25 protein-coding genes are annotated in these 24,594 nt (G+C 71.5%); 11 read left to right on the top strand and 14 right to left on the bottom strand.

From position 1 onward, the window contains the following. Window positions 1-45: 45 nt before the first annotated feature. From OHB00_RS29700 to OHB00_RS29690, 3 genes are all read right to left on the bottom strand, one after another. Window positions 46-696 carry a UbiX family flavin prenyltransferase gene (locus OHB00_RS29700; RefSeq protein WP_406439194.1) on the bottom strand — a complete coding sequence of 217 codons (651 nt, stop codon included), beginning with the start codon at window positions 694-696 and terminating at the stop codon, window positions 46-48. Window positions 697-831: 135 nt separating this feature from the next. After that, complete coding sequence (mqnP, locus tag OHB00_RS29695; protein WP_406439192.1) at window positions 832-1,734, bottom strand: menaquinone biosynthesis prenyltransferase MqnP; 903 nt, start codon at window positions 1,732-1,734, stop codon at window positions 832-834. A gap of 97 nt (window positions 1,735-1,831) precedes the next feature. Then, entirely contained in the window at window positions 1,832-3,289 is a 1,458-nt protein-coding gene (locus tag OHB00_RS29690) for a menaquinone biosynthesis decarboxylase (protein WP_406439190.1), read from the bottom strand. Window positions 3,290-3,352: 63 nt separating this feature from the next. Between OHB00_RS29690 and OHB00_RS29685 the strand changes: the two genes are divergently transcribed. Continuing rightward, window positions 3,353-3,901, top strand: coding sequence for a TlpA family protein disulfide reductase (locus tag OHB00_RS29685; RefSeq protein ID WP_406439188.1), 549 nt, complete (start codon window positions 3,353-3,355; stop codon window positions 3,899-3,901). A gap of 9 nt (window positions 3,902-3,910) precedes the next feature. On the opposite strand, the gene OHB00_RS29680 is transcribed toward OHB00_RS29685, so the two are convergent. Then, entirely contained in the window at window positions 3,911-4,402 is a 492-nt protein-coding gene (locus OHB00_RS29680; protein ID WP_406439186.1) for a DUF3515 family protein, read from the bottom strand. Window positions 4,403-4,485: 83 nt separating this feature from the next. Between OHB00_RS29680 and OHB00_RS29675 the strand changes: the two genes are divergently transcribed. Further along, window positions 4,486-4,752, top strand: a complete 267-nt coding sequence (locus OHB00_RS29675) for a PLD nuclease N-terminal domain-containing protein (protein ID WP_406439184.1) — start codon at window positions 4,486-4,488, stop codon at window positions 4,750-4,752. A gap of 44 nt (window positions 4,753-4,796) precedes the next feature. Here the strand turns inward: OHB00_RS29675 and OHB00_RS29670 are convergent, their stop codons facing one another. Further along, window positions 4,797-5,393 carry a LamG-like jellyroll fold domain-containing protein gene (locus OHB00_RS29670; protein WP_406439182.1) on the bottom strand — a complete coding sequence of 199 codons (597 nt, stop codon included), beginning with the start codon at window positions 5,391-5,393 and terminating at the stop codon, window positions 4,797-4,799. 451 nt (window positions 5,394-5,844) lie between these two features. On the opposite strand from OHB00_RS29670, the gene OHB00_RS29665 reads away from it, so the two are divergent. After that, entirely contained in the window at window positions 5,845-7,032 is a 1,188-nt protein-coding gene (locus OHB00_RS29665; protein WP_406439180.1) for a hypothetical protein, read from the top strand. A 49-nt stretch (window positions 7,033-7,081) separates the two neighbouring features. Here the strand turns inward: OHB00_RS29665 and OHB00_RS29660 are convergent, their stop codons facing one another. Further along, the gene (locus OHB00_RS29660; RefSeq protein ID WP_406439178.1) at window positions 7,082-7,432 is read right to left on the bottom strand and encodes a winged helix-turn-helix transcriptional regulator; all 351 of its coding nucleotides are present in this window, start codon (window positions 7,430-7,432) and stop codon (window positions 7,082-7,084) included. Window positions 7,433-7,555: 123 nt separating this feature from the next. On the opposite strand from OHB00_RS29660, the gene OHB00_RS29655 reads away from it, so the two are divergent. From OHB00_RS29655 to OHB00_RS29645, 3 genes are all read left to right on the top strand, one after another. Beyond that, the gene (locus tag OHB00_RS29655; RefSeq protein WP_406439176.1) at window positions 7,556-8,206 is read left to right on the top strand and encodes an FMN-dependent NADH-azoreductase; all 651 of its coding nucleotides are present in this window, start codon (window positions 7,556-7,558) and stop codon (window positions 8,204-8,206) included. 130 nt (window positions 8,207-8,336) lie between these two features. After that, window positions 8,337-8,579 (top strand): chaplin, encoded by a 243-nt coding sequence (locus OHB00_RS29650; protein WP_406439174.1) that lies wholly within the window; start codon window positions 8,337-8,339, stop codon window positions 8,577-8,579. A 152-nt stretch (window positions 8,580-8,731) separates the two neighbouring features. Continuing rightward, window positions 8,732-10,120 carry a purine-cytosine permease family protein gene (locus tag OHB00_RS29645; RefSeq protein ID WP_406439172.1) on the top strand — a complete coding sequence of 463 codons (1,389 nt, stop codon included), beginning with the start codon at window positions 8,732-8,734 and terminating at the stop codon, window positions 10,118-10,120. Window positions 10,121-10,251: 131 nt separating this feature from the next. Here the strand turns inward: OHB00_RS29645 and OHB00_RS29640 are convergent, their stop codons facing one another. Then, entirely contained in the window at window positions 10,252-11,229 is a 978-nt protein-coding gene (locus OHB00_RS29640) for a CorA family divalent cation transporter (RefSeq protein WP_406446040.1), read from the bottom strand. A gap of 184 nt (window positions 11,230-11,413) precedes the next feature. Here OHB00_RS29640 and OHB00_RS29635 point away from each other — a divergent pair, with 184 nt between their 5' ends. Beyond that, window positions 11,414-11,965: a hypothetical protein gene (locus tag OHB00_RS29635; protein WP_406439170.1), complete on the top strand. Its 552-nt coding sequence runs from the start codon at window positions 11,414-11,416 to the stop codon at window positions 11,963-11,965. Here the strand turns inward: OHB00_RS29635 and OHB00_RS29630 are convergent. Then, window positions 11,962-13,221: a PucR family transcriptional regulator gene (locus OHB00_RS29630; RefSeq protein ID WP_406439168.1), complete on the bottom strand. Its 1,260-nt coding sequence runs from the start codon at window positions 13,219-13,221 to the stop codon at window positions 11,962-11,964. The genes OHB00_RS29635 and OHB00_RS29630 overlap by 4 nt on opposite strands. A gap of 111 nt (window positions 13,222-13,332) precedes the next feature. Here OHB00_RS29630 and OHB00_RS29625 point away from each other — a divergent pair, with 111 nt between their 5' ends. From OHB00_RS29625 to OHB00_RS29610, 4 genes are all read left to right on the top strand, one after another. Beyond that, window positions 13,333-13,782 carry a nucleoside deaminase gene (locus OHB00_RS29625; protein ID WP_406439166.1) on the top strand — a complete coding sequence of 150 codons (450 nt, stop codon included), beginning with the start codon at window positions 13,333-13,335 and terminating at the stop codon, window positions 13,780-13,782. Window position 13,783: 1 nt separating this feature from the next. Next, window positions 13,784-14,749, top strand: a complete 966-nt coding sequence (locus OHB00_RS29620; protein ID WP_406439164.1) for an isopenicillin N synthase family dioxygenase — start codon at window positions 13,784-13,786, stop codon at window positions 14,747-14,749. Between the two features lie 151 nt (window positions 14,750-14,900). Next, window positions 14,901-16,949, top strand: coding sequence for a hypothetical protein (locus OHB00_RS29615; RefSeq protein ID WP_406446038.1), 2,049 nt, complete (start codon window positions 14,901-14,903; stop codon window positions 16,947-16,949). Beyond that, window positions 16,949-18,499 (top strand): hypothetical protein, encoded by a 1,551-nt coding sequence (locus tag OHB00_RS29610; RefSeq protein WP_406439162.1) that lies wholly within the window; start codon window positions 16,949-16,951, stop codon window positions 18,497-18,499. The genes OHB00_RS29615 and OHB00_RS29610 overlap by 1 nt, the downstream gene beginning before the upstream one ends. 69 nt (window positions 18,500-18,568) lie before the next feature. Here the strand turns inward: OHB00_RS29610 and OHB00_RS29605 are convergent, their stop codons facing one another. From OHB00_RS29605 to OHB00_RS29580, 6 genes are all read right to left on the bottom strand, one after another. Next, window positions 18,569-18,967: a hypothetical protein gene (locus OHB00_RS29605; protein WP_406439160.1), complete on the bottom strand. Its 399-nt coding sequence runs from the start codon at window positions 18,965-18,967 to the stop codon at window positions 18,569-18,571. 25 nt (window positions 18,968-18,992) lie between these two features. Next, on the bottom strand, window positions 18,993-20,087 hold the full coding sequence (gene ccsB, locus OHB00_RS29600; protein ID WP_406439158.1) for a c-type cytochrome biogenesis protein CcsB: 1,095 nt from the start codon (window positions 20,085-20,087) through the stop codon (window positions 18,993-18,995). After that, window positions 20,084-21,793: a cytochrome c biogenesis protein ResB gene (locus tag OHB00_RS29595; RefSeq protein WP_406439156.1), complete on the bottom strand. Its 1,710-nt coding sequence runs from the start codon at window positions 21,791-21,793 to the stop codon at window positions 20,084-20,086. Before OHB00_RS29595 ends, ccsB begins: the two co-directional genes overlap by 4 nt. A 3-nt stretch (window positions 21,794-21,796) precedes the next feature. Continuing rightward, window positions 21,797-22,573, bottom strand: coding sequence for a cytochrome c biogenesis protein CcdA (locus OHB00_RS29590; protein ID WP_351708595.1), 777 nt, complete (start codon window positions 22,571-22,573; stop codon window positions 21,797-21,799). A gap of 1 nt (window position 22,574) precedes the next feature. Further along, window positions 22,575-23,165, bottom strand: a complete 591-nt coding sequence (locus OHB00_RS29585) for a TlpA family protein disulfide reductase (protein WP_406439153.1) — start codon at window positions 23,163-23,165, stop codon at window positions 22,575-22,577. 67 nt (window positions 23,166-23,232) lie between these two features. Continuing rightward, window positions 23,233-24,486 (bottom strand): hypothetical protein, encoded by a 1,254-nt coding sequence (locus OHB00_RS29580; protein WP_406439151.1) that lies wholly within the window; start codon window positions 24,484-24,486, stop codon window positions 23,233-23,235. Window positions 24,487-24,594: the final 108 nt, after the last annotated feature.

Genomic DNA, 24,594 nt, shown 5'->3' with positions numbered 1-24,594 from the left:
ATGAGAGGTGGTGCTCAGGTGGTGCTCAGGTGGTGCCCCAGGGTGCTACCTGTTCGCGCTCGCGCCGCCGAGATCCCCTTCCCAGCGGCGGTAGAGCCGGTGTCCCACACCGGCCGCGTCCAGCACCCGCCCGGCGACGAAGTCGACGAGGTCCTGGATATGGGTCGCGCCCGCGTAGAAGGCGGGTGAGGCGGGTACGACGACCGCCCCCAGGTCGTCCAGGGCCACCAGGTGGCGCAGGGTCTGGCCGTTCAGCGGGGTCTCGCGGACGGCGACGACGAGCGGCCGGCGCTCCTTCAGGGTGACACTGGCGGCCCGCTGGAGCAGGTCCTTGGAGAGGCCGAGCGCGACCCCGGCGACGGCGGCGGTGGACGCCGGCACGACCAGCATGCCCTTCGCCGGATACGACCCGGAGGACGGCCCGGCGGCCAGGTCCCCGGCACTCCAGTACCGCACCCGGGCGAGGTCCGCCTCGAAGGTCCCCGGCTTGCCGTCGGCCCCCCGTGCCAGCCATTCCCCCAGGTCGTCCCGCCAGTGCGCGTCCCGGAAGGAGATCCCGGTCTCGTCCAGCAGGGTGAGCCGCGAGGCCCGGCTGACCACCAGGTCCACGCTCTCCCCCGCGTCCAGCAGGGCACGCAGCACAGCAGCGGCATACGGCGTTCCGGACGCCCCGGACACCCCCACGATCCAAGGCACGCGCTGCGTTTCTCCTGCGTTCACATCTTGAGCGTACCGGCGCGCCGACCGAGGTTCAGGCCGGGTGGGGGGCCTTCGGGCCGACGACGATCAGCTCGGGGCCGTACGACAGCCCCCGGCCGCGGAACTCGTTGTTCAGACGGAGAGCCCCCGAACCAGAAGGTCCAGCAGCGCGCACCCGAACAGGGCAATCCCGATGAAGCCGTTGACGGAGAAGAAGGCCCTGTTCAGACGGGAGAGGTCGTGCGGGCGGACGATGTTGTGCTCGTAGACGAACGCGCCCGCCACGATCACCAGCCCCAGCCAGAAGAACGCGCCCGCGCCGGTGACGACCGCGTACCAGACGAACAACCCCGTCGTCACCGCGTGGCAGACCCGCGCTCCCCAGATCGCCGCCGGGATGCCGAAGCGGGCCGGGACCGACAGGACGCCGATCTCGCGGTCGGTCTCGACGTCCTGGCAGGCGTAGATCAGGTCGAAGCCGCCGATCCAGATGCCGACGGCGAGGCCGAGGATCACCGCGTCCCAGGACCACTCGCCGGTGATCGCCAGCCAGCCGCCGATCGGGCCCATGGCCTGGGCGAGGCCCAGGATGGCCTGGGGGAAGTTCGTGAACCGCTTGCCGTAGGGGTAGACCACCATCGGGATCACGGCGATCGGGGCGAGCGCCAGACAGAGCGGGTTGAGCAGGGCCGCCGAGCCCAGGAAGACCGCCACCGCGATCAGCGCGCCCGTCCAGGCGTGCTTCACGCTCATCGCGCCGGTGACCAGCTCACGGTGGGCGGTGCGCGGGTTCCGGGCGTCGATCTCGCGGTCGATGATCCGGTTGACGGCCATGGCGAACGTGCGCAGGCCGACCATGCAGACGGTGACCAGGAGCAGCCGCCCCCAGTGGATGTTCTTGTCCAGCTCGAACATCGCGGTCAGCGCGGCGATGTAGGCGAAGGGCAGCGCGAAGACCGAGTGCTCGATCATCACCAGGCGCAGGAAGGCGCGGGCCCTGCCGGGCTGGGGCACCGCGGCGGCGGAGGCGCTCACAGGCCGGACTCCGTCCGCCGGCGACCGACCGGACCACCTCCGCCGCGGCGGAGAAGCCCCGCCGCCGCGCTGCCGCGTACCCTCATCGTCCTGGCCCTCACAGTCCGTATTCCTTCCAACGCCGCGTCACCCGTTCGGCCGTGTCCGGGTCCGACAGGACCATGTCCGGCCAGCCCCCGTCGCGTGTGTAGCCCTCCTCGGGCCACTTCTTCGTCGCGTCGATGCCCGCCTTGCCGCCCCAGAACTGCTGGTAGGAGGCGTGGTCGAGGTGGTCGACGGGACCTTCGACGACCGTGAGGTCACGGGCGTAGTCGGTGTTGCCGAGGGCCCGCCAGGCGACCTCGTGCAGGTCGTGGACGTCGCAGTCGGAGTCCACGACCACGATCAGCTTGGTGAGGGACATCATGTGCGCCCCCCAGACCGCGTGCATGACCTTCTGCGCGTGCTTCGGGTACTTCTTGTCGATCGAGACGATCGCGCAGTTGTGGAAGCCGCCGGCCTCGGGGAGGTGGTAGTCCACGATGTCCGGGACGATGATCTTCAGCAGCGGGAGGAAGAAGCGTTCCGTGGCCCGGCCGAGCGGGCCGTCCTCCGTCGGGGGGCGGCCGACGACGATCGACTGGAGCAGGGGGCGGCGGCGCATCGTCACGCAGTCGATGGTCAGCGCCGGGAACGGCTCCTGGGGGGTGTAGAAGCCGGTGTGGTCGCCGAACGGGCCCTCGGGCAGCATCTCGCCCGGCTCCAGCCAGCCCTCCAGGACGACCTCGGCGTTCGCCGGGACCTGGAGCGGGACGGTCTTGCAGTCGACCATCTCGATCCGCCTGCCCGCGATGAACCCGGCGAACAGGTACTCGTCGATGTCGCCGGGGAGCGGGGCCGTGGAGGCGTAGGTGACAGCCGGCGGGCAGCCGAAGGCGATCGCGACCGGGAGGCGCTCGCCGCGCCGGGCGGCCACCTGGTAGTGGTTGCGGCTGTCCTTGTGGATCTGCCAGTGCATGCCGATGGTGCGTCGGTCGTGGCGCTGCAGGCGGTACAGGCCGAGGTTGCGGATGCCGGTCTCGGGGTCCTTGGTGTGGGTGAGGCCCAGGTTGAAGAAGGAGCCGCCGTCCTGCGGCCAGGTGAACAGCGCCGGGAGCTGGCCGAGGTCGACGTCGTCGCCGGTGAGGACCACCTCCTGGACCGGCGCGTGGTCGGACTTCACCTTCTTCGGCGGTACGTGCGTCATCGCGCCGAGCTTCCCGAACGCCTCGCGCACGCCGACGAAGCCGTGCGGCAGTTCGGGGCGGAGCAGTCCGCCGATCTTCTCGGAGATCTCGCCGTACGACTTCAGGCCCAGGGCCTTCAGCAGCCGCCGGTCGGTGCCGAACACGTTCATCGCGAGGGGCATGCTCGACCCCTTCACGTTCTCGAAGAGCAGGGCCGGTCCGCCGGACTTCTGCACCCGGTCGACGATCTCCCCGACCTCCAGATACGGGTCGACCTCGGCCTTGACACGCTTGAGGTCTCCCTCGCGCTCCAGTGCCCGGAGCAGGGAGCGAAGATCGTCGTAAGCCATGTGTCCCAGTATCGGCCACCCGGGGTCCGGGGCCGGTCACCGCCCCCTGCATACTCGTCGGCCGTGAGAAGTCATCGCTGGTTACTGCCGCTCGTCCCGCTGCTCGTGCTCGCCGCGGCCTGTGCGCCGCCGCGGGAGGCCGGCGCCTCGCCCGTCTCCCCGCTGACCCGGGTGCCGGCCGCCGACCGGAAGACGGCACCCGACCTCGCGGGCAGCAGCCTCGACGGCAAGGCGGTCAGTCTCGCCGGCTACCGGGGCAAGGTCGTCGTCCTGAACGTCTGGGCGTCCTGGTGCGGGCCCTGCCGGGCCGAGGCGCCCGAACTGTCCAAGGCGCAGCAGGCGCTGGCGGCGCAGGGCGTTCAGGTGCTCGGGGTGGACACGGACGCCCGGCAGGAGAAGGGGCGGGCGTTCCAGGACGAGCACCACCTGGTGTATCCGAGCCTGCACGACGCCGGCAGCCGCAAGCTCGTCCGGCTGCCCAAGGGGTACATGCCGCAGGCGCTGCCGTACACCCTCTTCATCGACCGGGACGGGAAGATCGCCGCGAAGTACCTGAGCCCCCTGACGGAGGCCGACGTCCGCACCATCACCCGACCGCTGCTGGCGGAGTAGCAGGTCTCGTCAACTCCCGCTGCCGGCCAGGCACTTGTCCCGTTCCGGGATGGGCGACACCAGATGGCTCAGGTCCACCAGGACCGCGTCCGGGCTCGCCACGGAGCCGGCGATCGAGACCTCCACGGCAGGGCTGCGGCCGTAGGTGACCAGCTTCTTGCGGCCGTCCCCCGCCGTCTGGCGCCACACCCAGTCGGTCCCGTCCACGCTGACGCACGCGTCCGTGGTCGGTGCCGGCGGATTCACGCCGCAGCGCAGATCCACCGCTCCGTGCCCCCACACCGCGAGCCCCTGGAAGGTGACCCGGTCCCGCGTGGCGCCCCCGAGCCGGTCGGGGTACCGGTCGGCTAGCCGCGCACACGCCGGGTCCTGCGCGAACGGCCCCTGCGTCAGCCCGAACACCGGCGAGCCCAGTTCACCGGCCACCAGCCCGCCGCCGGCCACCAGCCCCACCCCGGCCAGCCCGGCCGCCACCCGGCTCCTGCGAGACCACCCGCGCATCCCCACCGCTCCCCTCCCGTCAGCGGGAACCATGATGCCCGGGTGCCGATCCGGGGCGTCGGTCACCCGCTAGTCTGGCCGCCATGCTCAGGTATCTGCCCTACTTGCTGGTCCTCGCGCTGTGGATCTACGCCTTCGTGGACTGCCTGAACACCCCCGAGGACGAGGTCCGTGCCCTGCCGAAGCTGGCGTGGGTGTTCGTCATCCTGCTCTTCGGCGAGGTTCTGGTCGGCCCGGTCGCCTGGCTGATCGCGGGCAGGACCCGGCAACCGCGCGAACGATGGGTCGCACCGGACGACAACCCGGAGTTTTTGAAGTCCCTGAAACCGGACGATCCACGCACCGACTGATGGCCAGAACGTCTCCTGGAGAAGTGATGTGACCTGCGCCGCCGTCAGGGCCCGTTGGAACACCTGGACCTGCTTGATGGAGCCGGGGAACCAGTCGGTGGGACCGGTGGTGCCGGTGGCGCGGCCGATGGTGAGGGGCCGTGGGCGGCGGTGGGGGCGGTGTCGTTGATGCCGGCCTCCTGGGTGCCGCCGACGTGGAGGACGAGCTGGTTGCGCAGGTCCTCGTAGACGCCGACCAGGTGGGCCCAGGTCCCGGGCTCGGGGACGCTGTACGACAGGGCGCGCCGGCCGGGGCGGGCGAAGGCCCAGCGGTTCTCGGCGGGCGAGTACGGGAGGTAGAAGCCGCTGGCGTCGCCCGCGTCCTGCGCGACGGCGGTGGCGAAGGACGCCGGCCGTCGGGTCAGGCACACCCATGCCGAGACGGTGAAGCCATGCCCCTTGCCGGTCCTGAGCACGGGTCCCTCGGTCACGATCTGGCTGGAACCGCCGTCGGAGAGCGCGGTCCCGTCCTTGCCCTGTCCCCAGCCGACCGAGGTCGCGGTGGCGTCGTAGTGGCCGGTGTCGTCGGCGGCGACCGTCCCGGAGGTCTCGTCCAGCGGCCACGCGGCGAGCGGCGAGCGGCGAAGGCACGGATACGGCACCGGCACCGGCACCGGCGGAGCGCTGCGTGGACTTCCGGCTCCCGGTCCGGTTGAGGACGTGCGCGACCGGTACGGCGCCGAGCGCGGCGACCGCGAGGACCCCGCCGGAGAGGAGCAGTGCGCGGCGGCGCACACCCCCCGGCGGAACCGGCTGAAGCGGCGGAGCCCAGGGTGCCGGGTCGAGCCAGGAACGCGGTGGCGTCTGCTCCCAGGACGCGGTCAGCACAGGACCGGGACGCGCGGCGGATGACCAGATCCCGCCCCTGTACGGCAAGTTGCCCCCTCGTCTGCCCTTCAGGACCCCTTCCGGACACCGCAGCCCACCGCAGCCCGCCGCGACCCACAAATCGCACCATTTAACACACATTGGTGAAAACATGGCGAAAGCGCGTGGTGTCGGGTCCGCTCGCGAAAGATCCTCCCTGAACCGTTGCCGGCAGCGTGGAGAGGGATGTCTGTGGCCGACAGCATGGTCGAGAAGGCGAAGCGGGCCGCCGGGTCGTTCGGACTGGTGACCCCGGTGGACGAGGAGTGGGAACTGCCCGGCGGCAGAGCCCGGGTGTACTACGGGGCGGGCCCCAAGGGCATGGTCCGGCCGGTCGTCCTGGCCGACGGGTTCGGCCTCGGGCCGACCGACTTCGACCGGCTCTGGAACGGCATGGAGACCGGCCCGTTCCCGTTCGTCAGCGAACTGCGCCGCCGTGGACGCACGCTGGTCCTCGTCGGGTTCGCCGAACGCGGCGCGTCGATCCTCGGGAACGCCGAGACGATGACCTCGGCGCTCCTGCGGACCGTCTCCGTTCAACCAGGCGAAGCCCAGCTGCTGGTCGGCGGGTTCGGCGTGGGCGGCCTGGTCGCCCGGTACGCGCTGGCCAGGATGGAGACGCAGCGCGTGGACCACCGGACCGGTGTCTACCTGTCCTTCGACAGCCCGCACCGGGGCGCCTGGCTGCCGATCGGCCTCCAGGCACTCGCGCACCACCTCGCCCCGTACGACGACACCTGCCTCCGGCAGATCGACAGTCCCGCGGCCCGGCAGTTCCTCTGGCGCCATCTCGACAGCGTCGAGGGCACCCCCGGGGAGAGCCCGCTGCGGACCGAGTTCAAGCAGCGGCTCCGGGACGTCGGCGACTGGCCACGCCTCCCGCGCCTCCTCGCCGTGTCCAGCGGCCGCGGTGACGGGACCGGCAACGGCGTCCGCGCCGGGGCCAAGGCGCTGAGCTGCGCCGGACCGCTCTTCGACGGCACCCGCTTCCTCGCCCAGGCGCAGGGCCGGAAGACGGAGGTGGCCGCCCTGAACGGCGTCCTCGGCGGCCCCCGCACCATCACCACGGACGGCTTCCCCGAACTCGACGGGGCACCGGGCAGCACCCTGGGGTCCTTCGGCCTCCTCGCCGACGCGCTCGCCGCCGCCGGCGAGAACACCGGCGTCACCCACCGCCGCGTGTGCTTCGTCCCGTCCGTCAGCGCGGTCGCCATCGGCGACCTCGACCAGCAGGCCGACCTCTACGCCGACATCGCGGAACTCCCGCCGGAGCAGTCGGAGTTCGACGACTTCCGGCTCTCCTCGGACAACAACGCGCACGGGCTGATGACCGAGGAACTCGGCTTCTGGATCCTCGACCGGCTCCCCGACTGACCGGAGGAGCGCCCCGAAGGGGCATGGGACGCCCTGCCGAGCGCCACGGCTAGCAGGGCGAGTCCGGCAGGTGGTCCCGCGCCCACTCGCCGAGCGTCTTCAGTGCCGGCTCCAGCGCGGCACCCGCCGCGGTCAACCGGTACGAGACCCGCAGCGGCGGGCCCTCGTCGACCTCGCGCACCACGAGCCCCGCCGCACCGAGTTCGGCGAGCCGGTCGGACAGCATGCGTTCGCTGATGCCGGGGATGGCCCGGCGCAGGGTGGTGAAGTGCGCGGGCCGGTCCATCAGGACCGACAGGATCGGGCCGTTCCAGCGTTTGCCGAGCACTTGGAAGACGCGCGTGATGCCGACGTCGACACCTTTGCACGCTTCCGGGTCATGGGCCTGCTCCACCGCCATGGGATCAGGGTACAGCCCCCCGGGAAGGGGCTAAAAAAAAGTAAGCACCTGTGTTATCTATAGCTGGGTACGAATCCTTAGCCCTGCGGCCCGGCCTCGGGCCCGTGTATCCGGAGACCTCTCATGGCCACCCTGCTTCACATCGACTCGTCCCTCCTCCCCGGCGGGGCCTCCTCCTCCCGTACCGTCACCGGCGCCTTCCGTACCGCCTGGCTGGCCCAGCACCCCGCGGGCACGGTGATCTACCGGGACCTGGCGGCCGACCCGGTACCGCACCTCACCGCGGCCGCCCACACCGCCGGTTTCACCGACCCCGCCACGCGCACCCCCGAGCAGGCGGACGCCTTCGCGGCCCGGCTGAAGCTGATCGAGGAGCTGGAGCAGGCGGACGCGGTGCTCATAGGCGCCCCGATGTACAACTACACGATCCCGTCGACGCTCAAGGCGTGGCTGGACAACGTGGTCCTGTTCAACCGCACGATGGGCGAGAACCCCTCCGCCAAGGGCACCCCCGTCACCGTGGTGGCCAGCCGCGGCGGCTCGTACGCGCCGGGCACCCCCCGGGAGCCGTTCGAGTACGTCCAGAACTACCTGACCGCGCTGCTCTCCAACGGTCTCGGCCTGGACGTCGACTTCATCGTGCCGGAGCTGACCCTGGCCCCGCAGAACCCGGCCATGGCCGAGCTCGTGCCGCTCTACGAGGCCTCCCGTGACCGCGCCCTCCAGGACGCGGCCGGCAAGGCGAAGGAACTGGCGGACCGTCTCGCCGCGTGACGTGAGCGCCGGCCGCCGGTCCTCCGGGAGGCGGGGCCGGTTGCGCCGATCGGCCCAGCAGCACATGCGGGTCCGGTGGCGACCGGTTGTGATGGACGCGTTCTGACATCCCGACATCTCGGAGGCCGTCATGCGCATTCGTTCCCTCGCCGTCACCGGCGCACTCGCCGCCACCCTCGCCCTCACCGGCACCACCGCCGCGTTCGCCGACAACGGCGCCGAGGCGAACGGTCAGGCGATCGGCAGCCCCGGTCTGCTGTCGGGCAACGTCGTCCAGGTCCCGATCAACATCCCGATCAACGTGTGCGGCAACACCATCAGCGTGATCGGTCTGCTGAACCCGGCGATCGGCAACACCTGCAAGAACGGCTGACCCAGGCCCGCCCGCAGGATTCTTCCGAGGCTTCCGGAGGCTCCACGCCTCCCGGAAGCCTCGCCTGCGTGCAGGTTGTACGCCGGTGAGCCGACCGAAGCGGACAGTGCGCCCCTGGGCCGCACCGGGAGCGATCCCGACACTTACCTCGTATGACGACTGCTCCCGCCGGATCCACCACCAGTATCGCGCCCGAGTACGGCGACCGGGTCATCGCCGTGGAGGCGGCGGGCTCGGAACCGATCCCCGACGCCGAACGCCACGGCAGCCCGCTCCAGTTGCTGTGGACCTGGGCGTCCCCCAACATCGAGTTCGCGACCGTCTACATCGGCGTGATCGCGGTCCTCTTCTTCGGCCTGGACTTCTGGACGGCGACCGCCGCGATCCTGCTGGGCACCGCGATCGGCGCGGTCACCCAGGGCGTGCTGTCGCTGGACGGGCCGCGGTTCGGCGTCCCGCAGATGGTGATCGGCCGCTTCTCCTTCGGCTTCCTCGGCAACATCCTGCCCTCCGCCGCCAACGGCCTGCTGGCGGGCGTCGGCTGGTTCGCGGTGAACAGCGTGAGCGCCGCCTTCGCCCTGAACACGCTGACCGGCCTGCGGCCGCTGCCCTCCCTCCTCCTCGTGGTCGTCGCCGAGATCCTGATCGGCTTCATCGGCCACAACTTCGTGCACACCTTCGAGAAGTACGCGTTCCCGGCGCTCGCGGTGATCTTCCTGCTGGCCGGGGCGTGGACCTTCAAGGACGCGGACCTCGGCGGGGGCGGCTCGGGCGGCGGTGTCGGCGGCTTCCTGCTCGCGTTCAGCGCGGCCTGGGGCTACGCGGCCGGCTGGAACCCGTACGCCACCGACTACTCCCGCTATCTGCCGCGCACCGCGAACAAGGTGAAGACGGTCCTGTGGCCGGCCGTGGGCCTGTTCGTGTCCGTCTCGATCGTCGCGGTCATCGGCGCGGCCTCGGCGACGATCGTCGCCCCGAAGGACGCCACCCCGACGGCCGCCTTCACCGGCCACCTGCCCGGCTGGCTCGGTGACCTCGTCCTGCTCGCCATCATGCTCGGCGGGGTCTCGGCGAACGCCCTCAACGTGTACTCCGGCGCGATCTCCATCGCCTCCTTCGGCCTGAAGCTCCCCACCTGGCTCAGCCGCAGCGCCCTGGTCGTGGTGTCGGGCATCGCCGGTACGGCGGCGGCCTGGGCCTCGCTGGACGACGCGGGCGCGGCCTACGAGGCGTTCCTGCTGGTCATCGCGTACTGGGTGGCGCCCTGGCTGGGGGTCGTAGTGGTGGAGCGGTGGCTCCAGGGCCGTACCGCCACGGACGAGGAGCTGGCCGCCCGCCTCACCGACCGCTCCTTCACCAACTGGCCCGGTCTCGCCGCCCTGTTGACCGGCGTCGCGGTCTCCGTCCCGCTCTTCTCCAACCAGGAGGACTTCGTGGGCTGGGTACCCAAGCACCACCCCGCCTTCGGCGACATCACCCCCCTGGCCGGCTTCGCGGTCAGTGCCCTGCTGTACGCGGCCCTGCGCAAGCGCACTCGCTGACAGCGCCCTCTCTGGAAGCGCCCAAAGGGGCGCGGGGCTGTGTCAATATGCGGCTCCGCGGCGTGGGCGCGACCAGCCCCGACGGAGCCGCAGACAACCGACGGCCCGGCGCGGCCCTTCCAGCGGAGCGCTCAGTCGTCGTCCCGCAGCCGCCGCCAGATCCGGCTGCGGTGCAGCAGGAACAGCGAGCCGACCACCGCGACCAGCTGGAGCCCCACGGCGAGCAGCCAGAACTCGTCCTTGGTCTCCAGTCTGTTCGTCAGGAACTCGAAGTTCATGCCGAAGAAGCCGGTCAGGAACGACAGCGGCAGGAAGATCACCGACACGATGGCCAGCCGGTTGATCACGCCGTTCTGTTCGCCCGCGACCAGGGAGCCGTAACTGGCGAAGGCCCGGCGGGTGGCGTCCTGGAGGGACTCGATGTCCGCGAGGACCAGGCGCGCCGCCCGCTGGAACTCCTGGGCGAGCCGCTGCCGCTCCAGCGGGAAGTCGCTGCTCATCATCCTGCGGGTGATCACCTCGTCGACCCCCTGGAGGTAGGGCAGCAGCGCGTGGTGCAGGACGGCGGAGTGGCGGCGCAGCTGGGACAGCCGGTAGATCTGCTCGGGGCGCCGCTCCTCGAACATGTCGTCCTCCAGCTCCTCCACCTGGAGCAGCGCGTCCACCGCGGCCCGGCGGAACGTCGAGAGCGCCTCCTGGAGCACCAGGAACAGCGCGGCCACGGCGTCGCGCGGCCGCTCCCGCCGTACCAGTGCCGTGATGCCACCCGCCAGGCCGGCCCGGCGGCCCCAGTGGACGACCACCAGGAAGCGCTCGGAGGCCAGGGCGTGCACCTCGGCGACCCGGCCGTCACGGACCACCGGCACGACGAACCCGGCGGTCTCGCCCAGGAACTCGGCCCGCGGGCCCGCGTCCGGTCTGGCGAACCACTCCAGGTCCTCGTCGTCCAGCCCGAGCTGCCGGACCACCGGCTCCTCCGCAGGGCACTCCTCCTCGGGCAGTTCGACACCGAGGAGCAGGAACGGATCCGTGGCGAGCCGCCGACGCGCCTCCGGCACGGACACCGTCGTCGTGCCCCCGTCCGGCACCGACACCACCGTCACGATCATCACCACGCTCCCAGCGTGCGTGCGGACCGCCGGGCGCGCACCCGCTGCCGCCGACCAGGTGCGGGCCGTCCGGGCGAGGCGACGGCCCGGTACGGCATGGTGGCCGAGGGCGCGCCGTCCGGTACCGGATGCTGAGGTCTCCCCCTCGCAGGAGAGGCCGCCCGTGACTCGTCCCAGCCCTCGCGTGACCACGAGGCCGGCCCCCGGCACGGCGGGCGCCGACCTTCCCGCCCCCGGGGTCATCGGCATCGGGCTCGCCGCGGTGCTGACGTTCGCGCTCGCCCAGGGCTCGTGGCAGTGGTTCGCCACGTTCATCGGGGTGACCCTCCTCGCCGTGCTGGCCGCCTTCCAGCGCCGGGCGGCCTGGTCGCCGGACCTCCGCTCGCCCTACCTGCGCGGACTGGTCGCGTACGCGCTGGTCGTCGGCCTGTGCGTGGCGATCGCACTCGCCCCCCTGCTGCAACGGCAGGCCTGGCTCTTCCCGATGCCCGCAACCCGCGACGACTGCGAACTGACGGGCCGGTACCAGGCCCTGCAGGTGAAGGCCGCCCTCGGGAACCTGGCCGGCGCCGACAGCACCGCCCTCTCGTTCACCCAGCAGCTCCAGGCCCGCAAGGCCGTCGCCGAGTGCCTCGCGGCCACGACCACCCTGTGGCTGCCGCTGTACGGAGTGGCCGCGGCCCTGCTGCTGGGAACGGCCTCCTGGTTCCGCGACCGGGCCCGGACCCGCGGCTAGGCCACCGTCCGCAGCCCCCGCACCCGGGTCGCCCCCGTCCCCCGCACCACCCGGTGCGCGCAGGCCGCCGTCAGCAGTTCGCCGAGCAGGTCCGGGTCGTCGATCTCCAGGCCGAGGAGGGACTCGATGCGCTCCAGGCGCTGGTAGAGGGACTGGCGGCCGATGTGCAGGAGGGCGGCGGTGCGGGTCGGGGAGCAGCCGTGCCGCAGGTGCACCTCCAGGGTGCGGACCAGGTCGCTGGAGTGGGCCGCCTCCCAGGCGAGCAGCGCGCCGAGGGTGTGCTGGACGAGGGCGGCGAGGCGTTCGCGGTTGGCGGCGACCCCGCCCCGGGTCAGCTCGCGCTCCAGGGCGAGGGCGCGGGCGGAGGTCACCAGCGGGCCCTCGGGCACGGCCGGTTCGGCCGACGGCACGGTCAGCGCGAGTTCGAGGGTGGTCCGGGCCGCTCGCAGCGTCTCGCTCCAGTGCAGCCAGCCGCCGGGGCCGACCGCGTGGCCGACGGCGACCGTGGCCCCCGGCTCGGCGGCACCCCGGAACGCCTCCTGCACGGCTCGCACGGGATCGCCGGGGACCGCGGCCGGCACCGCGAGCAGCGCGAGGACGTCCCCCGGGAACGCGGCCCGCAGCACCCCGGCCCCGCCCAGCGCCCGTACCGCCCGGTCCACCGCGCCCACGCCCCGGCTGCCGTGCAGCGAGACGCCGAGGAGCCGGGCGCCGGGGCCGGGGTGGAAACCGGCGAGGGCGGCCCGCGCCTCCACCTCGGGCTGGTTGAGCGCCTGCCCGTCGGCCAGGTCGGCGAGCAGCGCCGCCGCGTGGTCGTCGCCCCAGGGCCGGACGACCGTACGGCGGCCGGACAGGCCCCGGGCCACGATCGCCCGGTTGGCGGCCTCGGCGATCCGCACGAAGGGCACCACCCGGTGCAGGGCGAGGAGGGGCAGGCCGAGGCGGCAGGCCTCGTCGGTCACCTCGGGCGGCATGCCGGGCAGGGCGCGCCCCACCTCCACCGCGAGCCCGGCCGCGCCGCGCGCCGCCAGTTCCCGTACGTACCGGCGGCGGACCTCGTCGCCGGCGTCGGTCAGCCCGAAGCCGTTGGTGAGGAGCAGTTCGCCGCCGTCGAGGAAGTTGGCGCCCTCGTAGACCTCGCTGGAGTGAACCCAGCGGACGGGGCGGTCCAGGGCGCCTTCGCCCGCGAGCAGTTCGGGGCGGGCCGCCCGCACCGGGTCGAGGGCAAGGACTTCGCGGAGGGTGAGTGCGGGCACGGTGACCTCCAGGGGACGGGCACGGCCGCTGACATTTCGTCCGGCCGGGGGTTGCCCGGAGGGTACTTTCCGCACGTTGCCCTCGTGTTTCGGCCACAGGAGAGTGAAGACATGGATCAGTCGCAAGCGCGGGCCCGGCTCGCCACCGCCGTCGCCGAGGCCCGTGCCGGACTCGCCGAGGGGGGCATCCCGATCGGCGCCGCGCTCTACGGCGCCGACGGCGTACTGCTCGGCAGCGGGCACAACCGGCGGGTGCAGGACGACGACCCCTCCATGCACGCGGAGACGGCCGCCTTCCGCGCGGCGGGCCGGCAGCGGACGTACCGCGGCACCACCATGGTGACGACCCTGTCGCCGTGCTGGTACTGCTCCGGCCTGGTCCGGCAGTTCGGCATCTCCCGGGTCGTGATCGGCGAGGCGGCCACCTTCCACGGCGGCCACGACTGGCTCGCCGAGCACGGCGTGGAGATCGTCCTGCTGGACGACGCGGAGTGCGTCGCGATGATGCGCGACTTCATCAGGAACAACCCGGCCCTGTGGAACGAGGACATCGGTGAATGACATGAGCAGCCCGCGTATCCCCACCGTAGACCTGCGCCCCTGGCTCGACGGTGCCGAGGGCGAGCGGCGGGCGGTCGCCAGGACCGTCGACGGCGCCCTGCAGACCGCCGGCTTCCTGCTCGTCACCGGGCACGGGGTCGACGCGGAGCTGCGCACCGCCGTACGGGAGGCCGCGCGCCGTTTCTTCGCCCTCCCCACCGAGGTCAAGCAGGCGTACGAGGTGAAGGTCGGCGGGCGTGGCTGGCTGGGGCCCGGCGCGGAGGCCAACGGCTACTCGGAGGGCACCGAGACCCCGCCCGACCTGAAGGAGTCGCTGACCTTCGCGACCCACGAGCCGTTCGACGACCCGGTGGTCGACGCGGAGTGGTACGCGCCCAACGTGTGGCCGGCGGAAGTGCCGGAGCTGCGCACCCTGTGCGAGGAGTACCTGGCGCGGATGGCCGATCTGGAGAAGGAGCTGCTGTCCCTCCTCGGGTACGCGCTCGGGCTCGAACGGGACTTCTTCTCCCGGCACATGGACCATCCGACGTACGGCTTCAACATCAACTGGTATCCCGGGACCGAGGTGCTCGGCGAGCCCGAGCCAGGCCAGTTCCGGATCGGGCCGCACACCGACTTCGGGACGGTGACCATCCTGGACCGGCAGGCCGGCAAGGGCGGGCTGCAGGTGTACACGGACGACGGCGGCTGGGAGGACGCGCCCTTCGACCCGGCCGCGTTCACCATCAACATCGGTGATCTGATGGCCCGTTGGACCGGCGACCGGTGGCGCTCCGGCCGGCACCGGGTGCTGCCGCCGCCCACGGACGCGCCCGCCGAGGAGCTGATGTCCCTGGTCTACTTCGGCGAGTGCACCCCGGGCACGACCGTCGAGTCCGTCCCGGCACCGGTCGGCAGGGTCGCGTATCCGCCGGTCGACTCGCACGTCTACCTGCGGGAGAAACTGGACTCCATCACCGTCGGCTGATCTCACAGAGTCAGGATTCGTAACGCAACAGTCATCACTCGATCTGGCCTGAAGCAACTTCCCCTTCCTACACTTGTGTTGAGGGGGGACTGCCTTGCACAGACGGTTGCACGGGCGTGGGGCGCTGTTCGACGTCGAGCCGGCCGGGCTCATGCCGAGAATCGTCGGATTACGGCCGTACCAGCATCGTTCCCTTCCCCTCGAACACCCCGGTGAGCTGCCGTTCGTCGTGCTGACCGGGGCCCGGGGACTCGGCAAGAGCGCGGTGCTCGGCGAGTTGCGGGACGCCTACAAGGGGCACACGCCGGTGGCGCTCGTCGACTGTGCGGAGGCGCAGTTCGCGGCCCCGCCGCCCGAGCGGCCCGCCGAGTCCTGGTCGCCGGTCGCGCAGGCGCTGCTGGTCGTCGCCGAGCAGCTCGCCGAACCGGTCACCGGCGCCGGGCGGATCACCTTCCCGCGGCTGATGTCGGGCCTGGTCGCGGTGGCCGCGGGCGGCTGGGGCGACGCGGACTCGGAGCGGATCCGGCGCGAGGTGGAGCGGATCCTGCTGCTGAACGAGAGCGGTTCGTGGATCAGCGGGTTCGCCGGGCGGTGGGCCGGGAAGGTGGCGGCGAAGGTGGTCGCCGCCGCGACCGGCACCGGACCGCTGGTCTCCGGGGCCATCGAGGCCACGCTGGAGTCGATCGCCGAGGGCTTCACCAGCCGCCGGCACCAGAAGGCGTCGATCTGGTACCGGACCTATCCCAACGCGGGCGGGCACGCCCAGCGCGGGCTGATCCTGCTCTCCGGGCACTTCCGCGCGGGCGGCACCTCCCGTGAGCACGCCGAGCGGTACCTCGTGCGGGCCCTGCTCACCGACCTGACCGAGGCGTACGCGGGTGTGCTGCCGCGGATGCAGCGGCTCGGCCGGCCGCTGGTGCTGGCCGACAACGTGCAGACCGGGCCGGGACCCGGCCTGGTGGACGCGGTGCTCAGGGACCGCGCCGAGGGCATCGCCGACCAGGTGGCGTTCGTCGCCGGGCTGCGCGGCGACGGGCGCGAGCTGCTGCGCGGCGGGGTGCGGCGGGAGCTGGCCGGGGTCGCCCGGCGCAGCGAGTGGACGCCGGACCCGGCCGTACCCTCCTCACGGGCGCTGCTGGTCGCGCTCCCGCCGCTGACCCCCGACGACACCCTGCACCTGGTCGGCGCCCCGGCCGCCCCCCAGCTTCCGCACGCGGTCCACCGGCTGACCGGCGGCAACCCGCTGGGCATCGCCCTGCTCGCCGAGTCGGCGGCGCAGCATCCGGAGCGGGCCGGCTCACTGGGCACCCTGCTCACCGCCGACGTCCGGCCGGCCGAGGACGGCCCCGCCGCACCCGCCTACCTCCGGCTCCTCGACCGGCTGGTGCCCGCCGACCGCCTCGACGAGCTGACCGTCCTGGCCGCCGCCCACGACCACGACTCGGCGTGCGCCCTGGCCGCCGCGCTCCTCCCGGACGACTTCGGCCCGGCCGACGTACGCGCCCTGCAGAACCGGCTCGCCCAGGAGGGGCTGCCCGTCGTGCCCGGCCAGTTCGTCGGGGATCCCTTCGTACGGACCCTGCTGCTGCTCCGGCTGCATCTGCGGGACGCCGACCACAGCGGCTGGCGCACCGCGCACGAGACGCTGATCTCGTACTACACGCGGGACCGGCCGGACGGGCAGGCCCGCTTCCGGCTGCACCACCAGCTGGCCCTGGGCCGGACCGGACCGGCCGTCGCCCACCTGCGCGACAGCTTCCCGGTCCTGGACACCCGCGGCTGGCTGCACACCCTGCGGTTCATCGCCGCCGCGCCCTACTTCCACGCCCACGACGCCGAGGGCCGCGACTTCGGCGGCCACGGCGACCGGCGGGCGGCGGTGGCGCTCGGCCGCACGGACGCGCAGCAGCGGGTGCCGGACGGCGTGGACGCCGTACTGCATCTGCGGATACGGCGGTTGCTGCACGCGGTGTGGCTGCTGACCGACCCGCTGGTGCTGCCCGACCCGAAGGTGGGCGACCGGCTGCGCTTCGAGCTGGAGCAGCTGTCCAACCTGCGGCCGGCCGGCAACGCGCTGCTGTGGCGGGCCTCCCGGGACTGGCCGGCCGCCGCGCTGGCCGGCCGCCCGCCGGCGGACCCGGAGGACGACGAGAGCGACGAGAGCGACGAGGGCGACGACGAGCGGAGCGGGGTGGCGTGATGGCGGCGGGGCGGGGCGTGGGCACGTGGTTGCGTGAGGGCGTCTGGGAGATTCCGCTGCGCCGTTACATCGCCCTGCTGGTGACGGCCGCGGTGATCGCCGGGGTGGTCGTCGGGGTGCGGGCGGCCGTCCATGACGACCGGTCCTGCGCGCCGGGGGTGGCCCGGCCCGAGGGCAGCGACGAGTGCGTGGGCGTGGCGACGACGGCGTTCGACTTCGGGCATCCGCAGTTGCGGAACACCGTCCGGGCGATCGCCCGGGAGAACGCCCGCCTGAAAGCCGGGAGTTATGTGACGGTCGCGGTGATGCTGCCCTACACCTCGACGGCGGCGGCCAGCCTCGCCGACATCCAGCACGAGCTCCAGGGCGCCTACCTCGCCCAGTACCAGGCCAACCACGACTCCAACGGGCAGTCCCCCGCGATCCGGCTGGTCCTGGCCAACCCCGGTGCGACCAGCCAGTACTGGCAGCGGATGGTCACGCAGCTGGCGGGCATGACCGGCGGCACGGACCGGCTGCGGGCGGTCGCCGGAGTCGGGCAGAGCACCGACGACAACAAGAAGGCCGTCAAGGAGCTGACCCGGCTGGGCATTCCGGTGGTGGGGTCGTCGATCACCGCCGACGACCTCGCCAACGGGCAGCACGGCAAGGACCCCTTCCCCGGCCTGGCCCGGGTCTCCCCCACCAACACCGACGAGGCCCGCGCCCTCGCCTCCTTCGCGAAGGTCGGCGCGGGCCGGGCGCTGCTGGTCTACGACAAGCCGGGCGACCCGTACACGCGGACCCTCCAGACGTCGTTCGCCGCGCTGATCAAGGGCTCACCGTACGAGCCGCAGCCGTTCACGCCGCCGGCCGACCGCAGCCAGGAGGGGACGACGGCGAACACGTTCCGGCAGATCACCAACCTGGTCTGCGACACCTCGCGGTCGACCGACACGATTCTCTTCGCCGGCCGCCACACCCAGTTGCGGCAGTTCATCAACGCGCTGGGCGCACGGGGCTGCCAGGAGCGGAAGTTCACGGTGCTGACCGGGGACGAGGGGTCGTATCTGACCGGCGAGAAGAAGCTCGACCGCAGCGCCCTGCGGCACAACCTCTCCGTCCGCTACACCGCCCTCGCCCATCCGGACGCGTGGGGCGAGGGCAGTCCGAGAACGGGCGGTTCGGCGGCGGACATGGCGACGCTGACCGGGCTGCTGGCGAGCGCGCGGAAGGCACCGGTGGGACCGATCGGGTCGGTGGCCCTGGAGGACGGGCAGCTGATCATCTCCTACGACGCGATGCGGCTCGCGGTGCACGGGATCCGCGAGGCGGTGCCGGAGGGGAAGTCCGTGCCGGCGCCGGCCGACGTGGGGCTGCAGTGGCCGCAGGTGAAGGGGTCGCTGCGGGTGGACGGGGCGAGCGGGTGGATCTGCCTGGACGCGCACGGGAATCCGTACGACAAGGCGGTGCCGATCGTGGAGCTGCGGCCGGAGGGTGGGTCCAGGTTCGTGACCATTGCGTGGCCGGAGGGGAAACCGCCGAGTGGGGAGTGTCTGCCGCCTTCGTAGGCGGGTGCGGATGGGTGGGGCTGAGCGTAGTTCCCCGCGCTCCTTTCGGGGCGCCTCAGCCTGAGCTCCTCAAGAGCTCAGGGAGTCGATCAGACGCTCGAATCTGGCCCGCCACGCCGGCTCCGTCTCGCCCTCGCCCTTGAACTCGTGCGTGAAGCGCAGCGTGCTGCCGGTGGTCCCGTCCCGCTCCAGGTGGAAGCGGATCCGGCCGCCGGCCTCCACCGTGTACTCCGCGATGCGGTCGACGTCCCAGGCGGTCACCGTGCCCGTGCCCAGGTCACCCAGGGTGACCGTGCCGCCGAGTCTCGGTTGCAGGACGTCGACGGGGATGAACCAGGCGGCCAGGCCCTCCGGGGTGGAGAGACTCGGCCAGACCTGGTCCGTCGGTTTCGTGAGCCGCACCAGGAAGTGGAGGATGTGCGTTCTCCCGTGGGTCTGACTGGTGCCCTGTTCTATGGAACCGGCCATGGCACCAGTGTCGCCCCTTGCCGGCTCAGACGCCCGCGTAGGAGTGCTTGCCGGTCACGAAGATGTTGACGCCGTAGTAGTTGAAGAGCCAGCAGCCGAAGGCGATCATCGCCAGGTAGGCGGCCTTGCGGCCCTTCCAGCCGGCGGTGGCGCGGGCGTGCAGGTAGCAGGCGTAGGCGACCCAGGTGATGAAGGACCAGGTCTCCTTGGGGTCCCAGTTCCAGTAGCGGCCCCAGGCGCTGCCCGCCCAGATCGCGCCCGCGATGATCGTGAAGGTCCACAGCGGGAAGACCGCCGCGTTGACGCGGTAGGCGAACTTGTCGAGCGACGCCGAGGCGGGCAGGCGCTCCAGGACCGAGGTGGCGAAGCTGCCGGGCCTGCCGCCGTTCTCCAGCTTGCTCTCGTACGCGTCCTTGAAGAGGTAGAGGATGGTCGCCACCGCGCCGACGTAGAAGACCGCGCCGCAGAAGATCGCCGTCGAGACGTGGATGTACAGCCAGTACGAGTGCAGGGCCGGGACCAGCGGCTCGCTCGCCGTGTAGAGGACCGTGACCGCGAGACCGAGGTCGAGCAGGACCGTGGTGATCAGGAAGAGGCCGAGCCAGCGGACGTTCTTCTTCAGGGCCAGCAGGGTCAGGTAGACGGCGACCGCGACCGTGGAGAACGTGATGTTGAACTCGTACATGTTGCCCCACGGCGCCCGCTGCACGGAGGCCGCGCGGGTGACCACGCCCGCCAGCTCCACGAGGAAGGCGAGGACCGTGAGGGAGATCGCGATCCGGCCGTAGAGGTCGCCCTGCTCGTCGCCGCCGTGGGCGCCGGGGCCGTCCGGCACGTCACGCGCGCCCGCCGCGGAGCGGACGACGACCTGCGGGCGCTCCAGTACGGCGGTGCCGCCGGCCTTCTTGACCGTGACGGCGGGCGCCTTCTTCGCCGCGCCGTCCGTGGTGAGCGCGTTGGCGGTGCGCGCCACCCGGCTGCGGCTGCCGAGCAGCCACTCGAAGATGTAGGCGAAGAACGCCAGCGTGTAGACGGCCATCGAGGAGTAGACGAGCGTGTTGCTCATGCTCGCCAGATGCTCGTTGGTCGCGGCGAGGGTCGTTGCGGCGGCGGAAGTCATCGCTTCTCAGCCCCTTCGGCAGGTACGACTTCGGGGTCGGGGGATTCTGCGGGGTCGTCGGTGGTGTCGCCCGGGTCGGGGGCGCCCGGCGCCCGGTCGTAGATGATGCTCGCGAGGTCGCCGAGTTCCTCCGGCACCTTCGCGGACTCGCTGCGGCCCAGCCCGGCCATCTCGACCACCGTGACGCCGTCGGCGCCCTGCACCGCGCGCACCCAGACGCGGCGGCGCTGGATGAACAGCGAGGCGGCCAGGCCGAAGATCGCGGCGAAGGCGCCGCCCAGCGCCCAGCCGCTGCCGGGCTCCTGGACGATCTCGAAGCCGGCCCATTCCTTGACGTCCTTCTCGAACGTCACGGACCCGGCGCCGTTCGGCAGCTGCATGGTCTGGCCGGGCTTCAGGTTGTCCCGGAACTGCTGGCCCTTGGAGTCCTTGAACTCCTTCATGTGGGTCTTGTCGAGCTGGTAGACGCTCTGCGGGATGCCCGAGTCGACCCCCAGGTCACCGTGGTACGGCGTCAGGTTCAGCACCGGGTTGTCCAGCGCCGGGAAGCTGGAGAGCACCGAGGAACCGCCGGCGTACGTCGGCAGGAAGAACAGCGAGATGCCGAGCTGTTCGCTGACGCCCTTGGCGTTCGCGTAGCCGTCCATCACCTTCACCACGCCCTGGGACGTGACGTTGCTGTCGAGCGGGAGCAGCGGGACGGCGTCGTGGTAGACGACCTTGCCCTTGCTGTCGCGAACGGTGATGACGGGCGCGTAGCCGTGGCTGACGAGGTAGACCTTGGCGTCGTCGATCTTCAGCGGCTCGTTCACCTTGATGGTGGTCCGCTTCGACTTGCCGTAGGCCCCCTCGCTGTAGTCGATGTCCGCGGTGAAGGTGACCGGGGTGCCCTTGCTGGGGCCGCTGGTCTGGTAGGTGGCGTGGAAGTTCTTCAGGTCGAAGCTGAACGGCACCAGGTCGTCGGTGCTGAACATGGAGCCGGACTTGAAGTCGTCGTACTGGAGGATCGAGTTGGCGAACCCGTCGCCCTCGACGACCAGCTTGGTGCCGTCCGACTTGTACATCTGGCCGGAGGCGAAGGCGATCAGCAGCACGATCAGCGCGATGTGGAAGGCGAGGTTGCCGAACTCGCGGACGTAGCCCTTCTCGGCGGCGACCGCGTCCCCGGCGAGGTGCGCGCGGAAGTGCCGCTTCTTCAGCAGCTTCAGCGCCGCCTCGCGGACCTCCTCCGGCTCGGCCGTCGTCCGCCAGGTCGTGTACGCGGGGAGCCGGTCCAGGCGCTTGGGGGCGCCCGGCGGACGGCCGCGCAGCTGACCCACGAACTGCCAGGCGCGCGGGATGATGCAGCCGACGAGCGAGACGAAGAGCAGGATGTAGATCGCCGAGAACCACACCGAGCTGTAGACGTGGAACAGGCCGAGCTTGTCGTAGATCGGCGACAGCGTCTTGTGGGCCTTCTGGAAGTCGGCGACCTTGTTGATGTCGGCGCCGGACTGCGGGATCAGCGAGCCGGGGATCGCGCCCAGCGACAGCAGCAGGAGCAGCAGCAGCGCGACCCGCATCGAGGTGAGCTGCCGCCAGAACCAGCGGGCCCAGCCGATCACGCCGAGCCCGGGGGCGATCGGCGGCTCGGCGGGCGCGGTGGAGAGCTGGGAGCCCGCCGCGCCGAGGTCCTGCTCGGTGTTCTCGGTTTCGGTCTTGCTCATTGATCAGATCCCCACAGTGAAGCCGGCGGACCAGGACTGCATGTCCTGCACGAGACGGTCCCAGGCACCCGTCAGCAGCAGCAGACCGGTCACGATCATCATCGTGCCGCCGATCCGCATCACCCACACGTAATGACGCTTGACCCAGCCGAAGGCGCCGAGCGCTTTGCGGAAGGCGATCGCAGTGAGCACGAAGGGCACACCGAGGCCCAGGCAGTAGGCGACGGTCAGTATGGCACCGCGGCCCGCGCTGCCCTGCTGGGAGGAGAGGCTCAGCACGGCGGCGAGCGTGGGGCCGATGCACGGGGTCCAGCCGATCCCGAAGAGCGCGCCGAGCAGGGGCGCCCCGACCAGACCTGCCACCGGCCGCCTGTGGAAGCGGAACTCGCGCTGGGTGAACCAGGGCATGAGGCCCATGAAGAACAGGCCCATGGCGATCATCAGGACGCCGAGAACCTTGTTGAGAGTGCCGGACTGCTCCTGGAGGTCCTGGCCGAAGTAGCCGAAGAGGGCCCCGCTCGACACGAAGACGACGGTGAAGCCGAGCACGAAGAGCGCGGCGCCGGTGGCCATCCGGCCGCGCCGGGCCTCGGCCAGGTCGGTGCCGGCGACGCCCGTGACGTACGAGAGGTAGCCGGGGACCAAGGGCAACACGCACGGGGAGAAGAAGGAGACGAGCCCGCCGAGCAGGGCGATCGGCAGGGCGAGCAGCAGCGCGCCGTTCATGACGGTCGCGTTCGGTCCGTCTGTCGCGGCCGCGACCGTGAGGAGTGCGCTCACGTCACTTCTCCGCGACAACCGGCTTGATCATCTTCAGCAGGTTCTCCTCGCTGAGCGCCGCCAGCGAGCGCGCCGCGATCTTCCCCTGCCGGTCGAGTACCAGGGTGGAGGGGATGGCCTGCGGGTTGAGCGTGCCCTTCTTGAAGCGGAGCATCAGCTTGCCCGTCGGGTCGTACAGGCTCGGATAGTCGATGCCGTTCTGCTTCTCGAAGGCGACCGCGGAACCGGTGCTGGTGTCACGGGTGTTGATGCCGATGAACTGGACGCCCTTGCCCGCGTACTCCTTGGCGACGGAGGCGAAGTTGGGCGCCTCGGCCCGGCAGGGGCTGCACCAGGAGCCCCAGACGTTGATGACCACGACCTTGCCCTTGTAGTCCGCGATGTCCAGGGTGCCGCCGTCGATGGTCTTGCCGGACAGGTCGGGGGCCGCCGCGCGATGGCCCTGAGCGACCGTGTCGATGCCGTCCTTGCCGGAGACGAAGTTGGTGTTGCCGCCTCCGCCGGAGGTGCCGCCGTTGCCGCACGCGGACAGGGTCAGGGCCGCCGCGGCGGCCGTGGCGCCGAGCAGGAGGGCGCGGCTACGGGTACTCATGTGAAAAGTTTCGCATGCCCGTTCTGAGGATCTTGCGCACCCCCCTCCGTCCGGGATGCGCCCGTTTTCAGGCCGCCGCGCCCTGCTTGAGGAAGGTCTTCCAGCCGGCGGCGGGCCGCTGTCCCACGTCCAGGGTGCGCAGCTTCGCCAGGACCTCCGGCTTCTGTACGTCCATCCAGTCCACGAACTGCCGGAAGGAGACCAGCCGGACGTCGGCGCCCTTCTCCTTCTCACGGGCGATGTGCTTGAAGGCCTGCTCGACGGCGTCCATGTAGATACCGCCGTTCCACTGCTCGAAGTGGTTGCCTATGAAGAACGGCGCCCGGTTTGTCGTGTATGCCCGCTCGAATCCCGCTATGTATGCCTGGGCCGACTGGGTCCGCCAGCCCGGGTAGTTGTAGGCGGGGGCCTTGGTCGAGTTGACGGACTGGTTGGCGAGCATGTTGTAGTCCATGGACAGGACCTCGAAGGAGCGGCCGGGGAATGGCACCTGCTGCAGCGGCAGGTCCCAGATGCCGAGCCTCTTCCCGGGCCAGACCTGACGGCCGCCGGGTGAGGAGGCGTCGTAACGCCAGCCGAGCTCGCGGGCGGTGGGCAGCAGGTGGTTCTGGCCGAGGAGGCAGGGCGTGCGGCCGCCGACCAGTTCCTTGTCGTAGTCGAAGGGGAGCGCGGGCAGGTCGGTCCAGCCGGTGTTGGTCCGCCACTCCTTCACGAACGCCTTCGCCTGCTGTATCTCGCTGAGCCACTGCTTGGGCGTCCAGTTGCCGACGGTGCCGTAGCCGCCGCAGAAGTGGCCGTTGAAGTGGGTGCCTATCTCGTGGCCTTCGAGCCAGGCCCGGCGGACGTTGGTGAGCGTCGCCTTGATGTGCTCGTCGGTGAGGTAGCCGATGTCGGAGGCGCCACGGGGGTTGTTCGGGGGGTTGTAGAGCCGCTTCTTCGACTCGGGCAGGAGGTAGAGCCCCGAGAGGAAGAAGGTCATGGACGCGCCGTGCTCCTTGGCGAGGTCCAGGAAGCGCGGGAAGAGACCGGTGCCGACCTCGCCGGCGCCGTCCCAGGAGAAGATCACGAACTGCGGCGGGGTCTGGCCGGGCTCCAGGGGCTCGGGGGCGGCGGGCTGGTGGGGCTGCCTGCCGGTGCGGGAGGTGGAGCCGTCACCGAGGGGGCGGGCGCTCGCGGTCGGCTTCTTGGAGGGCTGCTTGCCGGAACCGCCGGCATGGTTCGTACCGTCCGACGGTGTGTGCGTGCCGCAGCCGGCGAGGCCGATTCCGGCCGCGGCGCCCGCGCCGGCGCCGAGTAGTCCCCTTCGGGTGAAGGTCCGCATGGTTCCCCGATTCGTCACGTCCTCTGGTGGTCACCCACTGAGAGGGCGGGACGAACGGGGAGGTTCCGCAAGGAACCGCATATTTTCAGATGAATCTCATGAAGCAGG

Source organism: Streptomyces sp. NBC_00631, from assembly GCF_045206895.1.
GTDB lineage: Bacteria > Actinomycetota > Actinomycetes > Streptomycetales > Streptomycetaceae > Streptomyces.
This window is presented reverse-complemented; position numbering and strand designations above follow the sequence as displayed.

Bases quoted from the DNA above. Each gene is read 5' to 3' on its own strand.
- ccsB (WP_406439158.1), bottom strand. From the start codon at position 20,087: ATGACTTCCGCCGCCGCAACGACCCTCGCCGCGACCAACGAGCATCTG.
- OHB00_RS29595 (WP_406439156.1), bottom strand. From the start codon at position 21,793: ATGAGCAAGACCGAAACCGAGAACACCGAGCAGGACCTCGGCGCGGCG.
- OHB00_RS29585 (WP_406439153.1), bottom strand. From the start codon at position 23,165: ATGAGTACCCGTAGCCGCGCCCTCCTGCTCGGCGCCACGGCCGCCGCG.
- OHB00_RS29625 (WP_406439166.1), top strand. From the start codon at position 13,333: ATGGATCAGTCGCAAGCGCGGGCCCGGCTCGCCACCGCCGTCGCCGAG.
- OHB00_RS29615 (WP_406446038.1), top strand. From the start codon at position 14,901: ATGCCGAGAATCGTCGGATTACGGCCGTACCAGCATCGTTCCCTTCCC.
- OHB00_RS29580 (WP_406439151.1), bottom strand. From the start codon at position 24,486: ATGCGGACCTTCACCCGAAGGGGACTACTCGGCGCCGGCGCGGGCGCC.
- OHB00_RS29605 (WP_406439160.1), bottom strand. From the start codon at position 18,967: ATGGCCGGTTCCATAGAACAGGGCACCAGTCAGACCCACGGGAGAACG.
- OHB00_RS29640 (WP_406446040.1), bottom strand. From the start codon at position 11,229: ATGATCGTGACGGTGGTGTCGGTGCCGGACGGGGGCACGACGACGGTG.
- OHB00_RS29645 (WP_406439172.1), top strand. From the start codon at position 8,732: ATGACGACTGCTCCCGCCGGATCCACCACCAGTATCGCGCCCGAGTAC.
- OHB00_RS29690 (WP_406439190.1), bottom strand. From the start codon at position 3,289: ATGGCTTACGACGATCTTCGCTCCCTGCTCCGGGCACTGGAGCGCGAG.
- OHB00_RS29680 (WP_406439186.1), bottom strand. From the start codon at position 4,402: ATGCGCGGGTGGTCTCGCAGGAGCCGGGTGGCGGCCGGGCTGGCCGGG.
- OHB00_RS29655 (WP_406439176.1), top strand. From the start codon at position 7,556: ATGGCCACCCTGCTTCACATCGACTCGTCCCTCCTCCCCGGCGGGGCC.
- OHB00_RS29610 (WP_406439162.1), top strand. From the start codon at position 16,949: ATGGCGGCGGGGCGGGGCGTGGGCACGTGGTTGCGTGAGGGCGTCTGG.
- OHB00_RS29660 (WP_406439178.1), bottom strand. From the start codon at position 7,432: ATGGCGGTGGAGCAGGCCCATGACCCGGAAGCGTGCAAAGGTGTCGAC.
- OHB00_RS29665 (WP_406439180.1), top strand. From the start codon at position 5,845: ATGTCTGTGGCCGACAGCATGGTCGAGAAGGCGAAGCGGGCCGCCGGG.
- OHB00_RS29620 (WP_406439164.1), top strand. From the start codon at position 13,784: ATGAGCAGCCCGCGTATCCCCACCGTAGACCTGCGCCCCTGGCTCGAC.
- OHB00_RS29650 (WP_406439174.1), top strand. From the start codon at position 8,337: ATGCGCATTCGTTCCCTCGCCGTCACCGGCGCACTCGCCGCCACCCTC.
- OHB00_RS29675 (WP_406439184.1), top strand. From the start codon at position 4,486: ATGCTCAGGTATCTGCCCTACTTGCTGGTCCTCGCGCTGTGGATCTAC.